Consider the following 21,596-nt stretch of genomic DNA (forward strand, 5'->3'; position numbering starts at 1 on the left):
CATTTTTAATGCATTTACCCTATAGATATGAGGAGGTAATCCCATCATTTGAGGAGGCAGAACCAGGCTGAAACGACAACAACGAATGGGTATCTAATAAAAGGTGCTTAATCATGGCTGCCCGACAACGGCGCCTAATGACAAAGGAGACGAACAATATGAATCAGGAAAAAATCGCTGCATTGGAAGAGATCATCGATAATCGTTACAGTAATACTGCCGGCATGATTGTTCTAACGAATGGAGAAACACAGTACGAGGGCTATTTTAACGGATGCACGGTCGCCAGCTGCATCAACATTTTTTCGGTAACAAAAAGTATTATTTCTATCCTGATCGGCATCGCCGCCGACAGAGGGGAAATTCAGAGCGTCAACCAGAAGGTGCTGGACTTTTTCCCGGATTTCCCGGTTGAAAATTACAACAAAGGGGAAACAACGATACGGGATATAACGCTTCGGGATCTGATGACAATGACTGCCCCGTACAAACATCAGAAAGAGCCGTATCTGGAATATTTTACAAGGGATGACTGGGTAAGCACCGCGCTGGAATTATTGGGAGGGCCGGAGAAGGCAGGGAAATTCCGCTATACACCCTTTATTGGCCCGGATATCCTGTCCGGCATTCTGGTAAAGGCAACCGGACAAACCGTGCTCGATTTTGCGTCGGAACATCTCTTCGCCCCGCTCGGTATTACGGTGAAAGGCAATGTAACCCTGGAAAATGAAGAAGCACACTACGCCTTTATGAATGCCAGAGACGTAAGCGGCTGGGTGATGGACTCGAAGGGAATTCATGCGGCGGGATGGGGGCTGACACTCACGGCCAGGGACATGGCGAAAATCGGCCAGCTTTACTTAGACGGCGGCAAATGGGAGGGGAAGCAGATCGTCTCTGCCCAGTGGATTGCCGAAAGTACAAGGGAGCACAGCCGGTGGGAGGAGTTAAATCTGCCCTACGGATATCTGTGGTGGATCGCAGATGAGAATGCATTTGCAGCCATGGGAGACAGCGGTAATACAATTTACGTCAACCGGGAGAAAAAGCTTGTCATCGCCATCGCTTCTCTTTTCAAAGAAAATACCGGTGACAGAATGGACTTCATAAAAGAATGTGTGGAACCCATGTTTGCATAATCCGGACATGGAATTTCCGATTAGGAGTGTGATAGTAAATGCCGAACGCCATGTGGTTACTGTGTCCGATTTGTGGGAACAAGACACGAATGAAAGTAAGAGATGACACCGAACTAAAGAATTTCCCCCTGTACTGCCCCAAATGCAGACAGGAAAGTCTGATTGATCTAAAACAGCTTCAAATAACAATCATAAAAGAGCCAGACGCAAAGACGCAGAGCCGATAATTCAGAAGTTTATAAAACTTCGAATTACCGGCTCTTTCTATTTTGCACTCCAGCCGCCGGAGCAGGCCATCTGGTTATCATAAAAGCCAGCCTATTGCCTTCTCAAAATCATCCATGCAGTTTACTGCAAACTTCAGATGGCTGCCCCGGCGTTTTACACAGTGCTTCCATCTATCCTTCTGTTCATGAATGGTCGCTGACAAGCCAGGTCTTCCCTTCTTCCATATCCGTGCACAGATAATATCGCCCGTCGTCCAATACTCCCGCCTTTTTCATGGCACAGCGTAAGACTCTCAGACTTTTCCTGTCCGCGGCAATGGATAGTTTTACGATTCTGGGACTCAGCCGGCCTATGTACCGCATCACAGCCTCCAGCACTTCAGGCGTTAAAGAAGTCTCATAGAGATCGATCATAATTCTGCGCCGTTCCGGAGATTCCAGTATAAAACGCTCCTCTTTCTCAATCATTCTATACAGAGACTCCGCATCATCAAAATAGCTTCCATAATGGATTCCGTGAAAATAACCGCCCTTGTAATAGTAAGGGCTTAAAGCACCGCTCGGTGACTTTCCTGACATAAGTTTCCCCCATTTCCCGATCCGCCTCACCGGACTTTCGCTTATTCATACTGGCCTGCTCCTATTTCGCAGTCAGTTCCTTCAGCACTTTCCCTTCCCGTATATGGCGGCACCACTCGATAGTCTTCTCCGTAACACTTATTCCGTAATAAAGAGTCGACATTTTATAGTAACAGCTGTCGAGATGATCCATATGACTGAGGCTCTTCTCTAAGGCTTCCAGCTCGCGCAGATAGCTTAAATACCGGGTGACTGTGTGATCGGAGACTTTGTCAATATCTGTCCCAGGGCCGCCATGGCAGGCCACACAGAGATCGGCCGAAAAGCATATTTAGGGATCGGATGTACGATCATCGACGATATCAGGGTTGGGGCCGAAACCATAGTGGGGGCCGGCGCCGTTGTCATCCGGGATATTCCGGATCATGCGGTTGTCGCAGGCGTTCCGGCAAAGGCAATCCGATAGACCTGGCTTCTCTGGGCTTACCGTATTTCGGTAAGCCTTTTTACCGCCTCTTCCCGGTCAGTGGTAAAGAACACATCCTTTCCATGATTACTCTCGTAGATGAAATCCTTCAGGGGCTTGCTTGTATATCTGGAAAAATCTCCGTAGACCGCGAACTTTATCCCATAATTTATAAACTTCTGCAAGATTTCGCCTGCCAGCCCTGTGCTGAGAATGAAAAATTCTTCTGCGATCGCCTTCTTATTTAGCGCAATCCTTTCACAACCAGTCTCATATTTCATGCTCATAATGAAATCCAGCGCCGACTGTGAGTCCCTGAGAATACATTCCCCGCTGTAAATAACTGCGGCTTTTACATGATTCATCGTTATAATTTCTGTCTGCATACCATATTTCTCCCTTTCCACCTTTTCACGCATTTTTCAGTCGTCATTTCAATGCCTTCAGTCCTTTGCGAAACCGGACAGTCCATTGAAGTTCGGCTTCATAGGACTGGCACAGATTATCATAGATCTGGTCCCATACATACTTCTCCTGCTCAGACCGGTTTGGAAAATATTTCTGACGCCTCTTCTCCTCCTGCCGCATTGCAATCTGCTTTCTGACCTGGACCTCATACCGGTCAAGCAGTTGGTCAATCTTTTCATTTTCCATCAGTCCGGCCCAGGAAATCTGAATCAGAAACGCTTTTTTAAACTCCGGAATTTCCGGCTCTGTCTCCAGAATCCATTCTTCCAGTGCCGCCTTTCCACTGTCCGTGATTGAATAAACCTTCTTATTGGGCGCGCTTTCCTGGTACTGTACCTCGTTTGTAACGTAGCCCATATTAAGAAGCTGTACCAATGCTTTATATATCTGATTGTTATTCCCCGACCAGTACATGACCGGCGAATCCTGCATCATGCGCTTCATGTCGTAACCCGTCATTGGCTTCCAGCTCAGCATTCCTAAAATTGTGTAATCGATTGTTACCATGATAATAATCCTCCTTTTTGATGATGAAACGGCATTTAGGTGTTATTGCCTTTAAGTATTATTGATTAGGTTCACACATCAATGATTTTATATGTTATTATTTTCATATGTTATTTATAACATACAATTACTTAGTATGTCAACGCCTTTTATTTTTATCTCCTACTCTCCCCACACGCATCACGAAAAAAGCAGCCAAACGTCTTCCATCCTAATGACAGAAAACCGTCCTGCTGCTTTCCCTCCGCTCCCTAATTAATACACGCTCCGCTTCAGAAGCAGATATAACGGAATCTCTATATATGCATCCTCCAATATAAGATCCGGGTCTGTAATCTGATTCAGAGGATTATTACATAAATCCAGAACATGTTTGCCGCTTCCCGTATAAAGCCGGGAAATGCGTTCCAGCGTATCTCCCTTCCTGCATTGATACCGGTAAGGAAGCATCACAAAGGTGTCCACCATCTGTTCCCCCATTTTATAAAGGCTCTGAGAAACTTCGCTGTCCTTAAACTCCTCAAATACCAGCAGATATACAAAGTTCTCATCCCTTTCCATCTGAGGCATGTAAACCGAAGTGTAGCGGAGCCTGGTTTCTCCTTTTGCATAGTTGAATTTGTGATAATCACTCTGATGGCTTCCGGTTTCATCCCAGAGAACATCCTCCCTCAGGATTGGCGCCAGACGTGCCTTTACACGCTCCTGTTTTAACAGTTCTTCCAGCGAGTCCTCTTCCCCTGCCGGCCTTCTGAGAAACAGGAGATAAAAACGGCCTCTGTCCGCTTCCCGAATTTCCGGAATCTCCATATCCTGACAGGGAGACTTACGAATATCCGGGAGAATCATATCCATCGATACGGATTCCTCGTATGCGTAAAGAAAGCCATAAGGCTGTCTGATCGTGTACATATCCGTGCTGATGGCCCTGCCGCCCTGGAACATATGATCAGCAAAACGCGTTCTCACTGAGTCGGAACTGACAAAATTGTATTTCTGGTAACTCTCTGAAGTAAACGCAGAAACCGCCCCGCCATTCTCCTCAAGCTGTTTTCTATACTGTTTATAAAATTCATCATATTCCAACACACTGTTCTGATGGGCTTCCCTGTAAGACCATGACCAATAGGATTCCGGCAGGCCCATGTAAACGGTACAATATGTAAATCCCGGTGTTCGGTATGGTTCAATATAATCCGCCCAGGCCGCCTCACTGCCTGTCTGAACACTCTGATACAGCTTCGGCCGCAAAGTTTTCATTACCTTAAGATTCTCACGTTGAACCTGATCAGACAATTCCCGCAGCGACTCTTTTGTAACAGATGAAAAATTAATCGTATAAACAGGATAATAATTACAAAAATAAAACAGCCCTGTCTCATTGTCCCCTTGCACAAACCTCACATTCAGGCTGATCTCCTGCGGCAAAACAGTAAAAAACTCTTTTAGCTCCAGGCAGGCAGATGAGAACGCTTCCATACATGTGGGCAAATCTCCCTGATTCTTATAAGTAATGAATAGATCACTGGCATATCTGTCGATATAATCAGACGCACCATAAGGGCTGCGTACTTCCGGGCTGCTGATTTCCAACTCCTGCATATAGGCATACTGTCGAAAAAGCTCATTAAGATAGTTATTGGAACAGACTATTTCCCGGTCTTCTTTCACGGTAACCCAGACCTGAAAAATCAGGAAATTTCCGTTGGGAGTCCATCTGGTGCAGTCAAGAACCGCAGAACCGGACTGTGGAAACGTGTCATCTCTCTCTTTGATCCAATCAATTTCCAGAGATTCGCCCGGGACCAGATATTGCTGCACCTTGGCCACAGCATCTTCCCACAATTGGCATTCTTCGTTGTCCTCTAAAGAATTATAAAATTCATCCCTGCTTTTTTCCGCTTTATTCCAAAAATAGTCGTCTTTTTCCAATACATTTTGACTGCTGGCTGACAGTACTGTTGAAAGTATGAGTATAGAAAATATGATCCTGAGTTTTTTCAATTCACCTCCCCCCTCCCATTCTCTTGTTTCCGGCTGCAGTACTACGCCTCCACAATATTCTGCAGCCATATCCCCTTTTTCACCAGCGCATACCCGATCACGCATTTAATAATCTCGATCATCTGGCATGCGAAATAGAGGGGAACGATCGGCACCGCCGTGTAGCGGCTCAGCACGTAGGCGCACGGAATGCTGACCACCCACATGAACACGCTGTCAAAGACAAAGGTCACAATCGTCTTCCCGCCGGAACGCAGGGTAAAATACGACGCGTGCAGAAATGCCCCCATCGGCATATACAGCGCAATCACCCGGATAAATGCCGTCGCCAGCGCCTTCACTTCATCCGTCGTATTGTAAATCATCGGGAACAGAGGGGCCAGAAGCGCCAGCACAGCGCCGATTCCAAGGCAGAGACACACGGAAAATGCAATCAGCTTCGTATCCGTATCCCGTGCTTCGTCCATCTTTCCTGCCCCCAGCAGCTGGCCGATGATGATGGCCACCGAGTTGCCTAAGGCGAGATACACCACATTGAATACATTTCCGATGGTGGAGGAAATATTGATTCCCGCCACTGCCGCCAGTCCGCGCACAGAGTAACACTGCATTAACGTCGCCATGCCGCCGGCCCACAGAACCTCGTTGACCATCAGGGGCATCCCCTTGATAACGATCTGCCTCACCAGACTTCCGGGTATGTACAGGCTGCGATACGCCCCTGTGATAAATGGATTCTTCTTTTTATGGCAGTGCGTCCATCGAATGACAATCCCTGCCTCGATAAATCTGGATATCACGGTAGCTACCGCCGCGCCTACTACGCCCAGCACCGGTGCGCCGAACTTTCCAAAAATAAGGATATAGTTTAAGACGAGATTCACAAGAACGGCCACGATTCCCGCTTTCATGGGGATAACCGTCTCTCCGCACTCCCTTAAGGTGCTGGTGTAAACCTGCTCGATGCCAAATGGAATCATCCCCAGAATCATGACCAGCATGTACTTGCGCCCCTGATCCAGCGCCAGAGCCAGCCCCGCCGCATCCTCTTCACCGTGAAGATACATAGATATAAAACTTTCTCCCCATACCAGAAACAGAAGGCCCGCCACGCCGATAATCAGGACGCTGAAAATAAGCTTAAAACGGAACGTATGGCGCACGCCCTCATGATTTCCACTGCCATAAAACTGCGCGCTGAAAATACCCGCGCCGGAAATCGCCCCGAAAATGCTGATATTAAACACAAACATCAGTTGATTCACGATGGCCACGCCGGACATCTGCTCCGTTCCCACCATTCCGACCATAATATTATCCAGAAGCCCCACAAAGTTCGTGATGCCGTTCTGAACCATAATCGGCACCGCGATCGCAAGTATCATCCGATAAAAAGCCTTGTTTCCAATATATTTTTTCATCTGTATATGCTGCGGAATCCGAGTCCGCAGTCCCCCTTATAACAGTCTCTTAATTGTCTCCAAAGTATATCATACTTTTTAATCTCTTACAATGCGGGAGCTCTCGAAATCCCCGGTTTTTTCCTCCCACTCCCGGAGCCGTGCCTCCAGCTCCAGACGTTTTTCCCGAAATTCCCCGTTGTGTGCCAGGTTCACCTCTTCCAGCGGATCTTCCGTTAAGTGGTACAGAAGCCACGGCATTCCGTGAAATCTCACATACTTCCAGCCATCCAGGGTCACGATTCCACGCCACGGCTGATCCACGCTGTCCGGTCCCCCGTTGGGCGCCACCGACTGGAGATATACGGAATCCGGAATTTCGTCGTGCGTTTCGCTCCGGTTTAACCGGCAGAAGGAGTAATCAAAGCCCTCCATCCAGTCTGGCTTCTCAATGCCGCACAATCCCAGCGTGGTCGGGGCGATATCCACATGGTTTATCATCACCCGCTTCACCGCCTTGCAGCCCCTTGCACCGTAATCCATCGGAATCTCTCCACCAATCAAAAACGGAATTCTCACCGCTTCCTCGTAAGGCGTCATCTTTCGGAACTGTCCGTGAGAACCCATCATGTCTCCGTGATCGCTGAAGTACATGACATGTGTCTGTTCCAGCAGCTTCCTGTCACGAAGCTTACCGATCACCCGTCCCAGATTCCAGTCCACATTTTCAATAATTCCATAGTACCCGGCCAGATCTTCGGCCGCCCGGTCCCTGACCTTTTGCAGCGACGGTACATTCTGCCTGAATTCAACGCTTCCTCTGCTCCTGCCTCCCATAAATTCAGGCGGCGCAATAAACGGATCGTGGGGCGGCTGAACCGAGATCACTGCAAAAAATGGCCGTTCCCTGTCTTCGTCCAGATATTGGAGCAAAAGAGCCGTAAGGGCGTCGGTCTCATAGCCCTCCAGCTTCTTCATCACCTCGCCCTCACCCATGGCTCCGTGTACATAGGAATCCCATGGACTGTTGTTATTCTCATATCCCAGCCACTTTTCAAAACCGCCTCTCCGCTCTTTCGGGATGAGATGGAATGCCGCCCTGCCCTCGCTCTCGTGAAATCCATCCAGATGCCATTTCCCCAGGTAAAGAGTCTCGTAACCATGTTCCCGGAATACACTGGCAACCGTCGGCAGCTTCGGATCCAGCGGATATTCATGGCCCGGCACACAGTGGTGCGGATAGCGGCTTGTCAGCATGGACCCCCGAAACGGGCTGCACAGCGGCATGCCGGAATACGCCATTTCAAAGTCACAGCCGGTGCGGGCCAGCCAGTCCATGTTGGGCGTTGACACATTGGGATCACCGTGAATTCCCATCGCCTGCCCCCTGTGCTGGTCGCTGATGAACCAGATAACATTTTTCCGTCTCTCCTTCGGCCCCTCTTCGGCCGCGTGATTCATTCCGAATCTCGTTTCCTCTCCAACTGATAATCCCATCTTTCCCCTCCATAAATAGTGTCAAACAGTTTTAACGCTCTCCCGCACACGCTCTGCACAAGCCGCCGCGGCAATCAGAAAAGCGCACAGATTTCGTTTCCAGCCATTGCTGAAATCTGTACGCCTTCGCCGCAAAATTCTGTTCTGCCTCCCAGGCCATTGCGTAATCACAGGCAGAATCGCCTGTCCCTATTATACCGAAATCAATCACACCGCAAAGGCTTCCGTCCTTTACCAGAAGATTCCCCGGGGAAACTGCGTGTCAATTCATTTACGAACTAACTCTGTTGATATTACCATCCTATTTCTCTCCAAACACGAAAAACTCTTCTTCCTTCAGTTTCAGCATCAACGCGGAAAACAGGCTGTTGGCCCAGGCAAACCAGGAGCGGGTAAACCGGGTGGGATCATCTTTGTGGAAGCTCTCATGCATGAAGTAAAACCCCGCGTGCGTTCCGGCCAGCTGCTCTAAGCAGGCCAGTATCTCCTCCCGGTCAGCCGAGGTCAGCGCGCGCATGACAATCGCGATATGCCATATGTAATCCTGCGGCGTATGGGGGCTTCCCACACCATCCGCACAGGCGCCGCGATAGTAAAACGGGTTATCCCCGGACAGTATGAATTTTCTCGTATTGACATAGAATTCATCCTCACAGCCGCAGTAATGTAAGTACGGCATGGCTAAAAGGCTGGGAGAGTTGGCGTCATCCATCAGATTATAATGGCCCAGTCCGTCTGTCTCGTAGGCGTACATCTTCCCGCAGCGCGGATGCTCCACCATTCCAAACGCTTCAATTCCCTCCTGGATCTGCTTCCTCGTCTTCGCATATTCCTCTGCCAGGGAAATGTTCTTTAATACCTTCCGGAGTATCTCCTCACCATACCCCAGCGCAACCACTGCCATCATATTGGAAGGAATCAGATAGCCATACGTGCAGCAGTCATCGGATGGGCGAAAGCCAGACCAGGACATTCCCGTACGCCCCACCGGATTCCCCTGTCCGCCGCACGGAAGTGTGTCGGTCTCCGGGCAGTCGGACCGCTCAAAGGTATAGGCTGAATTATCATGATCCTGCTCGGTTTTTACCACCGTCAGTAGTACGGCCATCATCCGTTCAAATTCTTCTGTAAAGATATCGGCACAGCCCGTCTCCTTCCAGTAGGCATGCGCCAGATAAAGGGGCGCACAGAGGGAATCCAGCTCGTATTTCCGCTCCCATACCCAGTCGTTTAACTGCGTTTTATCCTGGTGGCCTCTGCCGTCCGGAACCTCGTTAAACGCATTGGCATACGGATCCGTCAAAATCTGACTCGCCTGTTTTCCTATAATGCCACGCAGAATTGCCCGCAGCTTCTCGTCCTTTGCTGCAAACGGCACGTAGTGCATCACCTGAAAAGAAGAGTCGCGGAGCCACATGGCCTCGATATCTCCGGTGATTACGAAATACTCCTCTTCCCCCAGCTTCTTTACTGTCGTATCAATGGTATTTAAAAAACATGGTTTCACAAGCGGCGCCAGCGGCGGGTACGCTTTACTATAGTAATTTTCCAGCTCGTCAGCTGTCTCTGTCAGTATTTCCGGTCTCTCTATCATTTTTCCTCCATTCAGCCTGTGAGTGCTCTTGAAAATTTTCTTCCCCCCATCTTAGTGGCTGCAAAACTGTCTCAGTCTAATTGCTCGCGGGTATAATCTTATACGGAATCAGCACCGGCTCGATATTCCGGCTGCCATTTAACTGATCTCTCACAAGGGATACACTCGTCTGTCCCATGGCGATCTCGTCCTGGCTGATATGGGTAAATTCCTCTTCCCCGGTTATATTGTCATAGCCGTCGAAGCATACAATCGTATACTTCTCCTCCACGCCCAGCTGCACGAGAGAACTCCGGATGATTCTGGCAATATCGTATTCCACCGCGAAAAATGCCGTGATATCCGGATGGCTTCCGATAAATGCCTTCACCTTATCATAGTCCTCGCGGAGCGATTCCTCCGTGCGGTGGGACGGCAGCGTCGCCTTTAAATCCGTCAGCCACATGGACTCATTCGTGGTCAGACCGTGTTCTAAATGGCTGTCCAGAAAGCCCAGATGACGGTCTGCGATCGTAGGGGTGTCCACTCCGCAGTGGGACGCAAAGCAGATATTCCGATGGCCCTGGTCCAGGAGCCAGTCCGTCAGTTCCCTGGCCGCTTTCTGGTTGTCCGTCCCCACGTACGATACCGGAACGCCTTTCAGCCTCCGGTCTAAAAGTACGATGGGGTACTCCTCCACCGCCAGTTTCAGCACAGTCGAGTTAAAATTCTCTCCGTGCACACACATGATGATGATTCCCTGTGCGCCCAGGGAAAGCATCCGGTCCACTGCCCGGCTCTCCTCTTCCCTGCTGCCATTGGTACAGTGAAGCACCATGTAATATCCCAGTTCCCTGCAGGTCTTCTCAATTCCCAGAATCAGCTTATACCCGTAGCTGCCGCCAAAACCGTCCATGATCACACCGATCACCGGAGAATCCGTCTTTGTCTCCTGTGGAAGCGACTCTGCCGCCTGCTCCCAGGAGTCATTGACAAACGATCCCTTCCCCGGCATCCGAATGATAATGTTCCGCTCCGCCAGCATATCCATCGCCTTTTTTCCTGTTATCCTGCTCACATTATAGATTCCACACAGTTCTTTCTCAGAAGGGAGCCGCACACCGGTCTCATACTTCCCTGACCGTATGTCATTTAATATCTCCAGATAAATTCTTTCATATAATGGCTTTCCCTTCATGACTTCCTCCATTCTTCACAATGATATATCATTTATATAATACCATGTGTCCTTACAGGAGTCAAACGGCTCCCGCTCCCTGGTCAGCACCTTGCCGCCATCTCCATCACCATGATTCCGCTCAGATGCTGGGCCAGATCCACAGTTCCTGTCTTCGGCTCATCCCAGCTGCCGCCGACCAGCCCCTCCCGGTTCATTCCCCGGCTCGCCACGGTCTCCGCGTGGAAGTGAATCATCTCCCGGATCTCAGGCTCATTTTTCTTCTCCCCATAGAGTTCACAGCAGTAACGGAAGAAAATCCCCCGGAACAGCCCGCAGTCATCCGGTCCCTCATATGGGATTAAACCGCCGTGGCTGTCGGCCAGCCTCCGTTTTGCCTCCCGAAAGGTGGCAAGCGCCATCTCGTAATACGCCTCATCCTTTGTGATATGGTAGTACTCCAAAGCTGCCTGCATAAATACGCCCTGACAGTACGTAAACTCCCACTCATAATCTACTTTTCCGTCGCCCAGCCGGTTGATTCCGTCCCAGACAAATCCATTGTCAGGATCCACCAGATGGCGTAAATTCCACTGAAATATCCGCTCGCCCCACTCCAAATCCTCTGGCCTTCCAAATCTCTGATATAAACGGAATGCCAGGATCGCCGCAGGTGCGTTGGCAGGCGTATTTTTATAATCCAGCTGCTTTTTCTGCCAGGCCAGTCCGCCGCCCATATGATCGTTCCAGGCCGTCTTCACATCTTCCCAGATCGTAAATACCTGGTCTCTGCATGCGTCGTTTTCTGTCACATCCCAGAGACGCAGAAGCGCCAGGGCGATCCACTCCATGTCGTCATACCAGTTGTGGAGAAAGGTCTGGTGATTGGCGTTCCAGGTGCCGGTCAGCTCCTTCCTGATCCGTTCCATGTATACGCCATCCCCGGTGCGTAAGTATCCGTCCAGCAGGGCGTCTACCGTATGGGCATGCCACCAGTATACAAAGGCTTCCTCCTCTTTTCTCGGAAAATGGTGCTCATAATACTGCTTCTCTTCATCCCAGTAACAGCGCTCCAGCGCTTCCTGGGCCAGGTTTAATGCATCGTTTAAGTTTGCCATCGTTCTGTCTCCTCTTTATTCTCGCGGGAAGCGTTATTTAGAAGCTGCTTCCGCCAAAATCTTATCGCCCTGTTTCTGAGCCGTGGCCAGAGCCTCTTCTGCGGAGAGCGTTCCGCCCACAAACAGATCCAGCTGCGGCCGAAGTGCCAGACCTTCCACATCGGAGTATCCCGGAACCGGCATTCTCGTCGTAGCATACAGCATGGTCCTGGAAAATACGGATAAAATCTCGTCGTTCATGAAGTAATCGTCTGCCGCCGCGTTTTTATTGGCTGGAAGATTGGCACTGAGCTTCGCAAATTCCACGCCGTTTTCCGGCTGTGTCGTCCACCATTTGATGAAGTCCCAGGCGGCATCCGGATTCTTTGCCTTGCTCGGAATTACCAGGCCGAATCCGCCCATAATCGCGGACCGCACTCCTCCGGGTCCCTCGGGCTGTTCCAGTACACCGTAGGAGATTCCCGACTCATCTAAGGATTTGAGCGCCCACGGCCCGTTGAAGCAGATGGCTACCTTGCCTGCCTTAAAGCCGTTACCCCCGAAGCCATCCTCGAAGCCCAGATCATAGACCTTCTCCTGATTCAGCAGTTCATCCCAGTAATTCAGCACAGCCAGTCCCGCCTCGGAATTGAATGCGGTAACCGGTGGCGTCACCGTATCATCCACCATCTTTCCGCCCGCCTGGAGAATCCAGTTATTGAAAAGCCCCGGATCCGACAGGGAAAAACCGGACTGCTCCAGCTTTCCGCCTGCATCTCTCTTTGTAAGTGCCGCTGCGGCGGTCTTTAAGGCATCCCACGTACTGATTTCCTCCGGATTCACTCCGGCTTCCTTTAAGAGGTCCTTATTATAGAAGAGAATTCTCGTATCCACCGTCAGGGGAACGCCATACTGTTTGCCGTCGTTTCCCTTCATTTCTTCGACTGTGGGCTGGTAAAACTGATCCATATCCACCTTGTCGCCGGCTATGTAGTCATCCAGCGGCATAAACGCTCCCTTTGCGGCGTATGTTGCCGTGGTAAAACGATCCCACATAACGATGTCCGGCACGTCCCCTCCGGCGATGGCGGTTACTAACTTCTCCTCCATACTGTCCTGTACTGCGTATGTCACGTGGTACTTCTCCTGGGAATTGTTGTAGTTCTCAGTCATCTGGTTGATGTACTCCACTGCGTCGCCGCTCATGGAGCCCCACATGGTCACTTCCTGCTTTCCAGCCGCCTCAGAGCCCTTCTCACCATTTCCGCCGTTGCCCGTGCTGCATCCGGCCAGCAGACCTGTCGCTACCGTGGCCGTCAAAACGGCCGCCATTAACTTTTTCATATTCGTTTTCTCCTTTTTTCTGGTTTGAATATTATTTATTTTCCTCCGCTGAAGGCAATTCCTTCCACGTAGTATTTCTGCGCAAATAAGAACAGCAGGACCATGGGCAGGGTGGCGATCACCGTGCCTGCCATCAGCGGGCCGTACTGGGTATCATACTGGTACTGAAACGTGGCCAGCCCCACCTGAACCGTCTTCATCTTATCGGAGTTCAGCACGATGAGAGGCCACATAAAGCTGTTCCAGCCCGACTGGAATGTCATGATCGCCAGCGTAATGGCCGCAGGCTTGATCAGCGGAAAGTAAATCTTCGTGAATATCTTAAACTCTCCGCAGCCATCGACTCTGGCAGCCTCGGCCAGCTCGTCCGGCAGAGTCTCGAAGAACTGCTTCATAAAAAATACTGCAAATGCCCCTACCGCTCCCGGAATGATGATGGCAAAGTAGCTGTTGATAAAACCGTTTCCGCCTTGTCCGAATAAGTTGTTGCCTCCCACCAGAGGAAAGAATTTTAAAACAAGGAACTGAGGAATCATGGTGGCGACCGCCGGGATCATCATCGACGACAGCAGGATCAGAAACGACACCTTTCTACCCTGAAATTTAAGCTTTGCAAACCCGTATCCCGCCAGCGCACCGAAGAATAAGTTTGTCGCCACACCGCTGGCCGCCAGGATAAAGGAATTCATAAAATACCTGGCAAACGGCATGGTTCTGAATACCTTCGCATAATTGGACAGTGTAAATTTCGAGGACAGCAGGGACAGGGAGTTGGAGTAAATCTCCGCCTCCGGCTTAAACGATGTGGATACCATCCACAGGAACGGATACACGGTGGCAAGAGATATCAGGACCGCTCCCGTATACCATAAAATACTCTTTGTACGTCTTTTCACTTCACGGCTGTTCATCTTCTTCCTCCTCTCTTAAATATCCGCATTGTTCAGCCTGGTATTCAATACGGAAAACACCAGGATAATCAGAAACAGGACCATGGAAATGCTGGAGGCGTAGCCCATATTCAGATTATTGAAGCCATTGTTATAAATGTAATAGACCAGTGTGATCGTGGCGTTGCCAGGGCCTCCTCTCGTCAGGATAAACGCCTGGTCAAACACCTGAAAGCTGGAGATAATCAGCATCGTCGTCACCAGAAACGTGGTCTTGGAGATGGACGGCCATGTGATGTGCGTAAAAATCTGCCACCGGTTGGCGCCTTCTACTCTGGCGGCCTCATACAGAGACTGGGATACCCCTTTCAAACCGGATAAGAAGATCATCATATTTGTCCCGAATCCCGCCCAGAGACTCATCATAACCACGGCCAGCATGGCCCACCGGCTGTCGTAGCGCCAGGCAGGCCCCGAAATGCCAAACAGCTCCAGAACTCCGTTCAACAGGCCCAGCTGCGGATTCAGAATCCAGAACCACAGTGTGGCGGTCGCCACCGTGGAGGAAAGCACCGGCAGATAAAAAAACGTCCGGAAGACACTCACGAACTTCCGGTTTACATTTAAGTACAGGGCCGCTCCCAGAGAAAGGAGCAGGCCGCCCGGCACATACAGCAGCGTATATACGCACGTGTTCTTGAGGGCAATCCAGAAAAATTCATCATTTATCATCTTCCTGTAATTGTACAGCCCCACAAACCGGGGCGCGTTCACAATATCGTAGTCGGTAAAGCTGATCACCACCGCCATAATAATCGGAATAAAGGTGAATAAGAAAAACAGAAGAACCGGCGGTGCAGTAAAGACTCTTCCCATAACATTCTGATTTCCAAATCCGTGCCTGTTCCTTCTTCTTTCATCATTTTTTATGTAATTCAAAATACCTCCCCCTTCTCTCATGGTAAAATGTTCCAAATAGATGGTATATTTCTATACAGCAGCTGTTTCATTTAAATATAATATAGCATTGTCATATATCAAAGTCAATATTTATTATATCGTTTATATTTTTTATATCATTCATATCATTTAAAATAAATTTATGAATTCTGACCTCGCACTTTATCCAAAATTAAAATTAAAAAAAATCAGGTAAAAAAGCTGCCGCAGTCTGGCCTGCAGTGCATTCTTTACCTGATTTTTCAGACAATTATTCTTTATTCTGCTTTTCCTTCCAGCCCCATAATCTTCTCAACCCGCACCAGATGCTTGCCCCCAAGGAACTCCGCTCCCAGATACGCGTTTACCAGCTCCCACGCCAGCTCGATTCCCACCGTTCTGGCTCCCAGCGTGATGATGTTGGCATTGTTATGCTCCTTCGCCATCCTGGCCGAAAACGTATCGGTCACAAGCGCGGCGCGGATACCATCCACCTTGTTGGCCGCAATGCTCATACCAATCCCTGTTCCGCACACCAGAACCGCGCAGTCATACTCCTTGTCCACAACTCCCCTGGCCGTCTCCACGGCTATGTCCGGATAATCCACTTCGGTGACACTGTAAATTCCTTTATCTGCAACTGTGTGGCCGGCGGCAGTCAGCCTTTTTTTCAGTTCTTCCTTCATCTCATAACCGCCGTGGTCACATCCAATTCCTATTCTCATGCTTTAATCCAGCCTTTCTTTATCGATTTACGATTCTCTAATTTTCTTTTCTCGGAGGGGCAATCGTATCTCCCTGCTGAATGGAACAGGAACATACCATGGTCTCCAGCAGTTCCTGCTTCCTGCTCCCGTCGTCCTCGATCAGCTCGATCAGCCTGACGGTTCCCTTGTAGCCATACTCATACCGATGGGTATCCACTGTTGTAATCTGCGGCGCAAAATATTTCAGACACTCCACGCCATCCACGCCGAATATGGACAAGTCCTCCGGAACCTTAAGTCCCAGTTCTCTGGCGGCCGCATTACAGCCAATTGCCAGGGTATCATTTACGCACATCACAGCCGTAATCTGAGGCTGTTCCTTTAAGAGCTTCTTTGTGCTGCGGATACCATCTTCTATGAAGAAACCGCCGTTCACGATATACTCCGGATGGTATAAACCGTACTGCTCCAGCGTCTTCCGGTAGAAATCTTCCCTTCGCTCCGCCACCCAGTATTCCGGATAGCCGGAGATACAGCCAATATGCTTATGGCCCAGCGCCGCCAGCTTGCTCAGCAGGCCGTCCACCTGTTCTCCCTCGGAGGTATAGATTAACGGGAATTCGCCCCATTCCATAAACCGGTTGCAGGATATCATCTTGATGCCCGAGTCCGCGATCATTAAAAGTCTCTTCTTTGCTTCCTCTGAGATCCGCGTACTGCCGGTGATAAAAAAGCCATCCACCTTCTGGCTGGCCGCCTTATCGATCTGCTCCACAAAGTCCTGATCCTGCCCGGACAGGTCATAGATTATGACGCTGTAATTCCGGTCCTTGGCTGCCGCCTCCACCCCCTTTATAATCTCCGGGAAAAACGGGTTTGCGATATCTCCTACAAAAAGGGCTATGGTATAGCTGCGATTCGTCTTCAGCGATTTGGCCGCAATACTCGGGATATAGTCCACTTCCCTGGCGGCCGCCATCACCTTCTCTTTCGTCTTTTTGGTAATGCAGTCCTTTCCGTTTAAGACCATGGACACGGTCGCTGTAGACACGCCCGCTACTCTTGCAATATCTTTAATTGTCGCCACACCATTTCCCCCCTTCGTCTGTCTGCTGCTTATGATAAATTCCGTTACTTATAAATCCATCTGCTTCTCTCCGGCTGCCCTAAGCGCCAGTTCCTGGTACTCCCTGCAGTCCTGTTCGAGCCCATTTCTTCCTTCAAACACACCAAACGCCCCCGACACCAGGATATCCGCCCCCTGCTTTAACAGGGTAACGGTATTCTCCCGATCCACGCCGCCGTCGGCTTCGATCAGATAGGAAAGCCCCATTTGCTCCCGCATACTCTTAAGCTTTCTCACCTTTTCCACGGTTCCCTCCAGGAACTTCTGACCGGAAAATCCGGGTTCCACGCCCATCACCAGTACAAAATCCAGGTAAGGAAGCGTCCCTGCAAGCAGCTCAGGTGACTGAGCAGGATTCAGCACCACGCCGCCCTTCATGCCGTTTTCCCGTATCTGATTCAGCATTCGGATCGGAAAATGGGTCGCATCAAAATGAAAGCTTACATAATCCGCTCCGGCCGCCGCAAGCGGCTGGATATAGGCCTCCGGATTCGTCACCATTAAGTGGACATCCAGAAGAAACGAGTAGTTTTTCCGGATTCGCCCAACCATCCCGGTATCGAAGCAGAGATTCGGCACGTAATGGCCATCCATAATGTCGATATGCAGAATCTTAATTCCTGTTTTCTCAAGTATATCTAAATCTTCCTTAAAATTCAAGGGATTCCCGCAGGCCAGTGTAGGATTAACGATCAGATCCCCTTGTCTCATTGTTTTTCCCTCCTTCTTATAAGCACTTAAGCGGGCACTGCCGGCCCGCTTTCGTACCTGTTCAGCCGTGCATCTTCATGTTTTCAAACAACACGAAAACAAGAAGCACGGATAACACACTTTTCCATGCAAACTGCCGCACGGCTGATTCTTTACCTTAAATTTACGAACCGGGAATACGGTTTGCCGTTGGCGGCCGGTCCCTCCGCCTTTCCGATGAAGCCGGCCAGAACGATAAGACTGGCTACATACGGAATCATTTCAATAAACTCGTGAGGCACCGGGAAATTCGGTATCATCTGAACATATATCTGGATTGCCTCAAATAAACCGAAGAACATAGCAGAGAAAAATGCTCCCACCGGGTTCCATTTCCCCATGATTACTGCACCCAGCGCCAGATAACCACGACCAGAAACCATTCCGTCCTGATAGAGATTCATCTGCCCGAGAGACAGGTAAGCACCGCCCAATCCGCCTAAGAAGCCTGACGCCAGTACGGAGAAGTACCGTATCTTCGCAACGCTGATTCCCGCTGTCTCCGCCGCCTTCGGCTGCTCGCCCACCATGGTGATGCGAAGTCCCAGCGGCGTGTGCTTCAAAATATACCAGACCACAAACAGCATAATAAATGCAATATAAACGAAAGGTGAAAGCTTGGCTAAAAACTCTCCCACGACCGGTATGTACGCCAGGATCGGCGTGGTCGGCAGGGCGTTTACCTGGGCCGAGTTGCCTGCACTCTTAAAGATGGCATTTAATCCCACTGCGGAAAAACCGTTGGCCAGCATGACGAGGGCCATGGCGCTGATATTCTGGGCGCCGCCGGCTGTTACCGCGATAAACGAGTGAATCGCTGAAATGGCAATCCCCATAACGACCGCGCAGAGAACGCCGATCCAGGGATTTCCGGTGAAATAACTGCCCACGACCGCGGCAAAGGCGCCGGCGGTTAAAATTCCTTCCAGACCAATGTTGGTAACACCGGAACGCTCGGACATCGTACCGCCGAGAGCAGTAAGGGCGAGAGGCGTCCCCATCCGAAGGGTTGACAACAGTAGAATCGAGATCATTCCTGTCATGCCAGTTTCCTCCTTTCGAGACGTACATGGTTTATGTAGTAACGGATCATATAATCACAGCCCAGGAAGATAATAACCAGACCCTGAATAATATCCACGATATCCTGGGAGATTCCCAGCTGAATCTGCATAGCCAGCGCACCGTTTCTCATGGCTCCCAGGAGAAAGGCTGAGAAGAAAATTGCAATGGGATTGCCGTTTGCCATCATGGCAACGGGAATTCCATTGAAGCCGTATCCCGGAGAAAAGCCCTCCATCACACGGTATAAACTTCCCGATACCTCGATTCCGCCTGCCAGTCCGGCCAGCGCGCCGCTTAAAACCAGAGCCATGAACATGTTTTTCTTAATATTGATTCCACCCACGCGGCTGGCGTTTGGATTGGAACCGACCGCTCTCATCTCATATCCGGTAGTCGTCTTATTAAGCAAAAACCAGCATGCGGCAATCATTACCAGCGCAATGACAAATCCCAGGTTTAAAGACAGCGGCCGCGGCAGAATCTGCGGCAGCTTCGCCGTCTCGGCAATCGCCGATGTCGCATTAAAGGTAGCCCCCGGCTCCTTGAACGGTCCGCAGACAAAATACTGAACCAGAGAAGTCGCAATATAGTTCAGCATTATGGTTGCGATCACCACATGAACATTTCTCGAATACTTTAAAAATGCAGCAATAAACGCCCAGAACATGCCTGCAATCACGGCTGCCGCCAGACAGAGCAGAATGTGAAGAGGCGCAGGCAGGTGGAAGGTGAAGCCTACGTAGCCGGCGGCAAACGCGCCCACCAGGAGCTGCCCCTCGGCACCGATATTGAACACGCGGCTCTTCTGAGCTACCGCCACGGCGAGACCGGTTAAGATTAACGGCACTGTCTTGGTTAAGGAAACCGTCAGCGCCACCGGTGTTCCCACGGCGCCCTTAATCAGCACAGAATACGCTTTAAATGGGTTCTCGCCCATGGCTGCTATGATAATTCCTCCTACCAGAAAAGCAAATACGATCGAAATAATGGAAATGGCGACCTGCATCAGCACACCGTTTAAGCCATCTTTCTTTTTTTCGTTCTTCTTCTCCTTCGTCATGCTTCCTCCTCCTTTCCGGTCACATGCCCCAGCATCATGAGCCCCAGTTCTTCTCTCGTTGTCTTATGGGCATCTACGATTCCCACAATTTTTCCTTTATGAATAACCGCAATCCGGTCGCTTAAGGACAGAATCTCATCCAGCTCCAATGATAAAAGCAGCACGGCCTTTCCCTGGTTTCTCTGCTCCACCAGCGCCTTGTGTATGTATTCTATCGCTCCTACGTCCAGGCCTCTGGTGGGCTGAACCGCCAGGATTGCCTTCGGTCCTCGGAAAATAGCTCTTGCAATTACGATCTTCTGCTGGTTTCCGCCGGACAGCGTGGACGCTGCCGAATCTACACCGGAGCACCGGATATCAAACTGTTCCCTTAAACTCTCCGCCGTCTCCCCGATCTCCTTTTTCTTCATGATCAGCCCGTGCTTCGCAAACAAAGGTTTCCTGTGCTGTCCGAGAATCACATTTTCCGCAATGGAGAAATCCAGTACCAGTCCGTCTTTGTGGCGGTCCTCCGGGATATATCCGATTCCCATATCCTGAACCATTCCCGTAGGACGGTTTTTAATGGATTCTCCGTCGAGGCGGATATCGCCTTCATCCATATTCCGCAGTCCGCAGATCATCTCCACCAGTTCCTCCTGGCCGTTGCCGTCCACTCCGGCGATTCCCAAAATCTCTCCAGCTTTCACGGAAAGGCTTAAGTTATCCACCTTCTTAATGTTTTTGCTGTTCTTATAAGACACATGGTCAATCTTTAATATCTCCCTCGGTGCCTTCATCTCCTCGCGGGCGCCTCCTCCCAGGGAGATATCTCGTCCCACCATCATCCGGGTCAGTTCCTCCGGCGTGGTCTCACTGGTCTTCACCGTTCCGATCACCTTGCCAAGCCGGATTACTGTTACCTGATCCGATATCTTCATGACCTCGTTTAACTTATGACTGATGAAAAGAATCGTCTTTCCCTGCTGTTTGAGCTTTAACAGAATATCGCAGAACTCATCGATCTCCTGTGGTGTCAGCACGGCCGTGGGCTCGTCAAAGATGAGAATTTCCGCGCGGCGGTATAATACCTTCAAAATCTCCACCCTCTGCTGCATGGTCACTGACAGATCGCCGACCTTCACCGCCGGATCAATCTTCAGACCGTACTGATCGGACAGCTCGGCAATCTGCTTTTCCGCCGTCTTCCGGTCCAGCTTAAGCGCCGATCCGGTCTCCTGGCCCGCGATGATGTTTTCCGCCACCGTAAGCTTTGGAACCAGCATGAAATGCTGATGCACCATGCCAATGCCTTTGGCAATGGAATCTCTTGAGCTGGTGAATTTAACCTGCTCCCCGTTGATCCGTAATTCTCCTGAGGTCGGCGTATAGAGACCGTAGATCATATTCATCAGAGTCGTCTTACCCGCGCCGTTTTCCCCTGCCAGCGCATGGATCTCTCCCTTTTCTACGGAAAAAGAAATCTTATCGTTGGCCGTAAACTGGTTGAACCGTTTCGTCAGTTCCTTTAATTCAATTGCATATTCCATATCGCTACCCCTCTCCTGGCTATGAGCATTTAGCGCCCGTCTATCAGACGCT

At 50.1% G+C, this 21,596-nt stretch carries 23 protein-coding genes; 3 read left to right on the forward strand and 20 right to left on the reverse strand.

What is annotated here, in order from left to right; genetic code table 11:
• The first annotated feature begins 158 nt into the window (after window positions 1-158).
• Window positions 159-1,139 carry a serine hydrolase domain-containing protein gene (locus M1L66_RS24460; RefSeq protein WP_434688672.1) on the forward strand — a complete coding sequence of 327 codons (981 nt, stop codon included), beginning with the start codon at window positions 159-161 and terminating at the stop codon, window positions 1,137-1,139.
• A gap of 38 nt (window positions 1,140-1,177) precedes the next feature.
• Window positions 1,178-1,366 (forward strand): cysteine-rich KTR domain-containing protein, encoded by a 189-nt coding sequence (locus tag M1L66_RS24465; RefSeq protein WP_432764203.1) that lies wholly within the window; start codon window positions 1,178-1,180, stop codon window positions 1,364-1,366.
• 183 nt (window positions 1,367-1,549) lie between these two features.
• On the opposite strand, the gene M1L66_RS24470 is transcribed toward M1L66_RS24465, so the two are convergent.
• Together M1L66_RS24470 and M1L66_RS24475 are read right to left on the reverse strand one after the other, a co-directional pair.
• Window positions 1,550-1,945, reverse strand: coding sequence for a hypothetical protein (locus M1L66_RS24470; protein WP_434688673.1), 396 nt, complete (start codon window positions 1,943-1,945; stop codon window positions 1,550-1,552).
• A 61-nt stretch (window positions 1,946-2,006) separates the two neighbouring features.
• Window positions 2,007-2,138, reverse strand: a complete 132-nt coding sequence (locus M1L66_RS24475; RefSeq protein ID WP_279288726.1) for a hypothetical protein — start codon at window positions 2,136-2,138, stop codon at window positions 2,007-2,009.
• Window positions 2,139-2,201: 63 nt separating this feature from the next.
• On the opposite strand from M1L66_RS24475, the gene M1L66_RS24480 reads away from it, so the two are divergent.
• The gene (locus tag M1L66_RS24480) at window positions 2,202-2,411 is read left to right on the forward strand and encodes a hypothetical protein (RefSeq protein WP_434688674.1); all 210 of its coding nucleotides are present in this window, start codon (window positions 2,202-2,204) and stop codon (window positions 2,409-2,411) included.
• Window positions 2,412-2,428: 17 nt separating this feature from the next.
• Here M1L66_RS24480 and M1L66_RS24485 read toward each other — a convergent pair whose 3' ends face one another.
• The 18 genes from M1L66_RS24485 to M1L66_RS24570 all read right to left on the reverse strand — a co-directional run bounded on the left by M1L66_RS24485 (window position 2,429) and on the right by M1L66_RS24570 (window position 21,544).
• Window positions 2,429-2,797 carry a DUF4180 domain-containing protein gene (locus tag M1L66_RS24485; RefSeq protein WP_187024065.1) on the reverse strand — a complete coding sequence of 123 codons (369 nt, stop codon included), beginning with the start codon at window positions 2,795-2,797 and terminating at the stop codon, window positions 2,429-2,431.
• A 43-nt stretch (window positions 2,798-2,840) separates the two neighbouring features.
• Complete coding sequence (locus M1L66_RS24490) at window positions 2,841-3,386, reverse strand: PadR family transcriptional regulator (RefSeq protein ID WP_434688675.1); 546 nt, start codon at window positions 3,384-3,386, stop codon at window positions 2,841-2,843.
• A gap of 255 nt (window positions 3,387-3,641) precedes the next feature.
• Window positions 3,642-5,390: a hypothetical protein gene (locus tag M1L66_RS24495; protein WP_434688676.1), complete on the reverse strand. Its 1,749-nt coding sequence runs from the start codon at window positions 5,388-5,390 to the stop codon at window positions 3,642-3,644.
• 41 nt (window positions 5,391-5,431) lie between these two features.
• Window positions 5,432-6,811 (reverse strand): MATE family efflux transporter, encoded by a 1,380-nt coding sequence (locus M1L66_RS24500; protein ID WP_187024062.1) that lies wholly within the window; start codon window positions 6,809-6,811, stop codon window positions 5,432-5,434.
• A gap of 78 nt (window positions 6,812-6,889) precedes the next feature.
• Window positions 6,890-8,287 (reverse strand): sulfatase-like hydrolase/transferase, encoded by a 1,398-nt coding sequence (locus M1L66_RS24505; RefSeq protein WP_187024061.1) that lies wholly within the window; start codon window positions 8,285-8,287, stop codon window positions 6,890-6,892.
• Window positions 8,288-8,318: 31 nt separating this feature from the next.
• Window positions 8,319-8,498: a hypothetical protein gene (locus M1L66_RS24510; protein ID WP_434688677.1), complete on the reverse strand. Its 180-nt coding sequence runs from the start codon at window positions 8,496-8,498 to the stop codon at window positions 8,319-8,321.
• A 90-nt stretch (window positions 8,499-8,588) separates the two neighbouring features.
• On the reverse strand, window positions 8,589-9,881 hold the full coding sequence (locus tag M1L66_RS24515) for a glycoside hydrolase family 125 protein (protein WP_187024060.1): 1,293 nt from the start codon (window positions 9,879-9,881) through the stop codon (window positions 8,589-8,591).
• A gap of 76 nt (window positions 9,882-9,957) precedes the next feature.
• Window positions 9,958-11,058 carry a GntR family transcriptional regulator gene (locus M1L66_RS24520; protein ID WP_002602559.1) on the reverse strand — a complete coding sequence of 367 codons (1,101 nt, stop codon included), beginning with the start codon at window positions 11,056-11,058 and terminating at the stop codon, window positions 9,958-9,960.
• An 83-nt stretch (window positions 11,059-11,141) separates the two neighbouring features.
• Entirely contained in the window at window positions 11,142-12,155 is a 1,014-nt protein-coding gene (locus tag M1L66_RS24525) for a glycoside hydrolase family 76 protein (protein ID WP_187024059.1), read from the reverse strand.
• A gap of 33 nt (window positions 12,156-12,188) precedes the next feature.
• Window positions 12,189-13,478, reverse strand: a complete 1,290-nt coding sequence (locus M1L66_RS24530; protein WP_187024058.1) for an ABC transporter substrate-binding protein — start codon at window positions 13,476-13,478, stop codon at window positions 12,189-12,191.
• A gap of 35 nt (window positions 13,479-13,513) precedes the next feature.
• Window positions 13,514-14,389, reverse strand: a complete 876-nt coding sequence (locus M1L66_RS24535; RefSeq protein ID WP_187024057.1) for a carbohydrate ABC transporter permease — start codon at window positions 14,387-14,389, stop codon at window positions 13,514-13,516.
• A gap of 15 nt (window positions 14,390-14,404) precedes the next feature.
• The gene (locus M1L66_RS24540) at window positions 14,405-15,307 is read right to left on the reverse strand and encodes a carbohydrate ABC transporter permease (RefSeq protein WP_434688678.1); all 903 of its coding nucleotides are present in this window, start codon (window positions 15,305-15,307) and stop codon (window positions 14,405-14,407) included.
• Window positions 15,308-15,585: 278 nt separating this feature from the next.
• Window positions 15,586-16,032 (reverse strand): ribose 5-phosphate isomerase B, encoded by a 447-nt coding sequence (gene rpiB / locus M1L66_RS24545; RefSeq protein WP_187024056.1) that lies wholly within the window; start codon window positions 16,030-16,032, stop codon window positions 15,586-15,588.
• A gap of 37 nt (window positions 16,033-16,069) precedes the next feature.
• On the reverse strand, window positions 16,070-17,101 hold the full coding sequence (locus tag M1L66_RS24550) for a LacI family DNA-binding transcriptional regulator (protein ID WP_187024055.1): 1,032 nt from the start codon (window positions 17,099-17,101) through the stop codon (window positions 16,070-16,072).
• 48 nt (window positions 17,102-17,149) lie between these two features.
• Complete coding sequence (locus tag M1L66_RS24555; protein ID WP_187024054.1) at window positions 17,150-17,851, reverse strand: ribulose-phosphate 3-epimerase; 702 nt, start codon at window positions 17,849-17,851, stop codon at window positions 17,150-17,152.
• 152 nt (window positions 17,852-18,003) lie between these two features.
• Entirely contained in the window at window positions 18,004-18,933 is a 930-nt protein-coding gene (locus M1L66_RS24560; RefSeq protein WP_187024053.1) for an ABC transporter permease, read from the reverse strand.
• Complete coding sequence (locus M1L66_RS24565) at window positions 18,930-20,015, reverse strand: ABC transporter permease (protein ID WP_187024052.1); 1,086 nt, start codon at window positions 20,013-20,015, stop codon at window positions 18,930-18,932. The genes M1L66_RS24560 and M1L66_RS24565 overlap by 4 nt, the downstream gene beginning before the upstream one ends.
• On the reverse strand, window positions 20,012-21,544 hold the full coding sequence (locus M1L66_RS24570) for an ABC transporter ATP-binding protein (protein WP_187024051.1): 1,533 nt from the start codon (window positions 21,542-21,544) through the stop codon (window positions 20,012-20,014). The genes M1L66_RS24565 and M1L66_RS24570 overlap by 4 nt, the downstream gene beginning before the upstream one ends.
• Window positions 21,545-21,596 lie beyond the last annotated feature (52 nt).

Source organism: Hungatella sp. SB206 (genome assembly GCF_051132295.1).
GTDB lineage: Bacteria > Bacillota > Clostridia > Lachnospirales > Lachnospiraceae > Hungatella > Hungatella effluvii.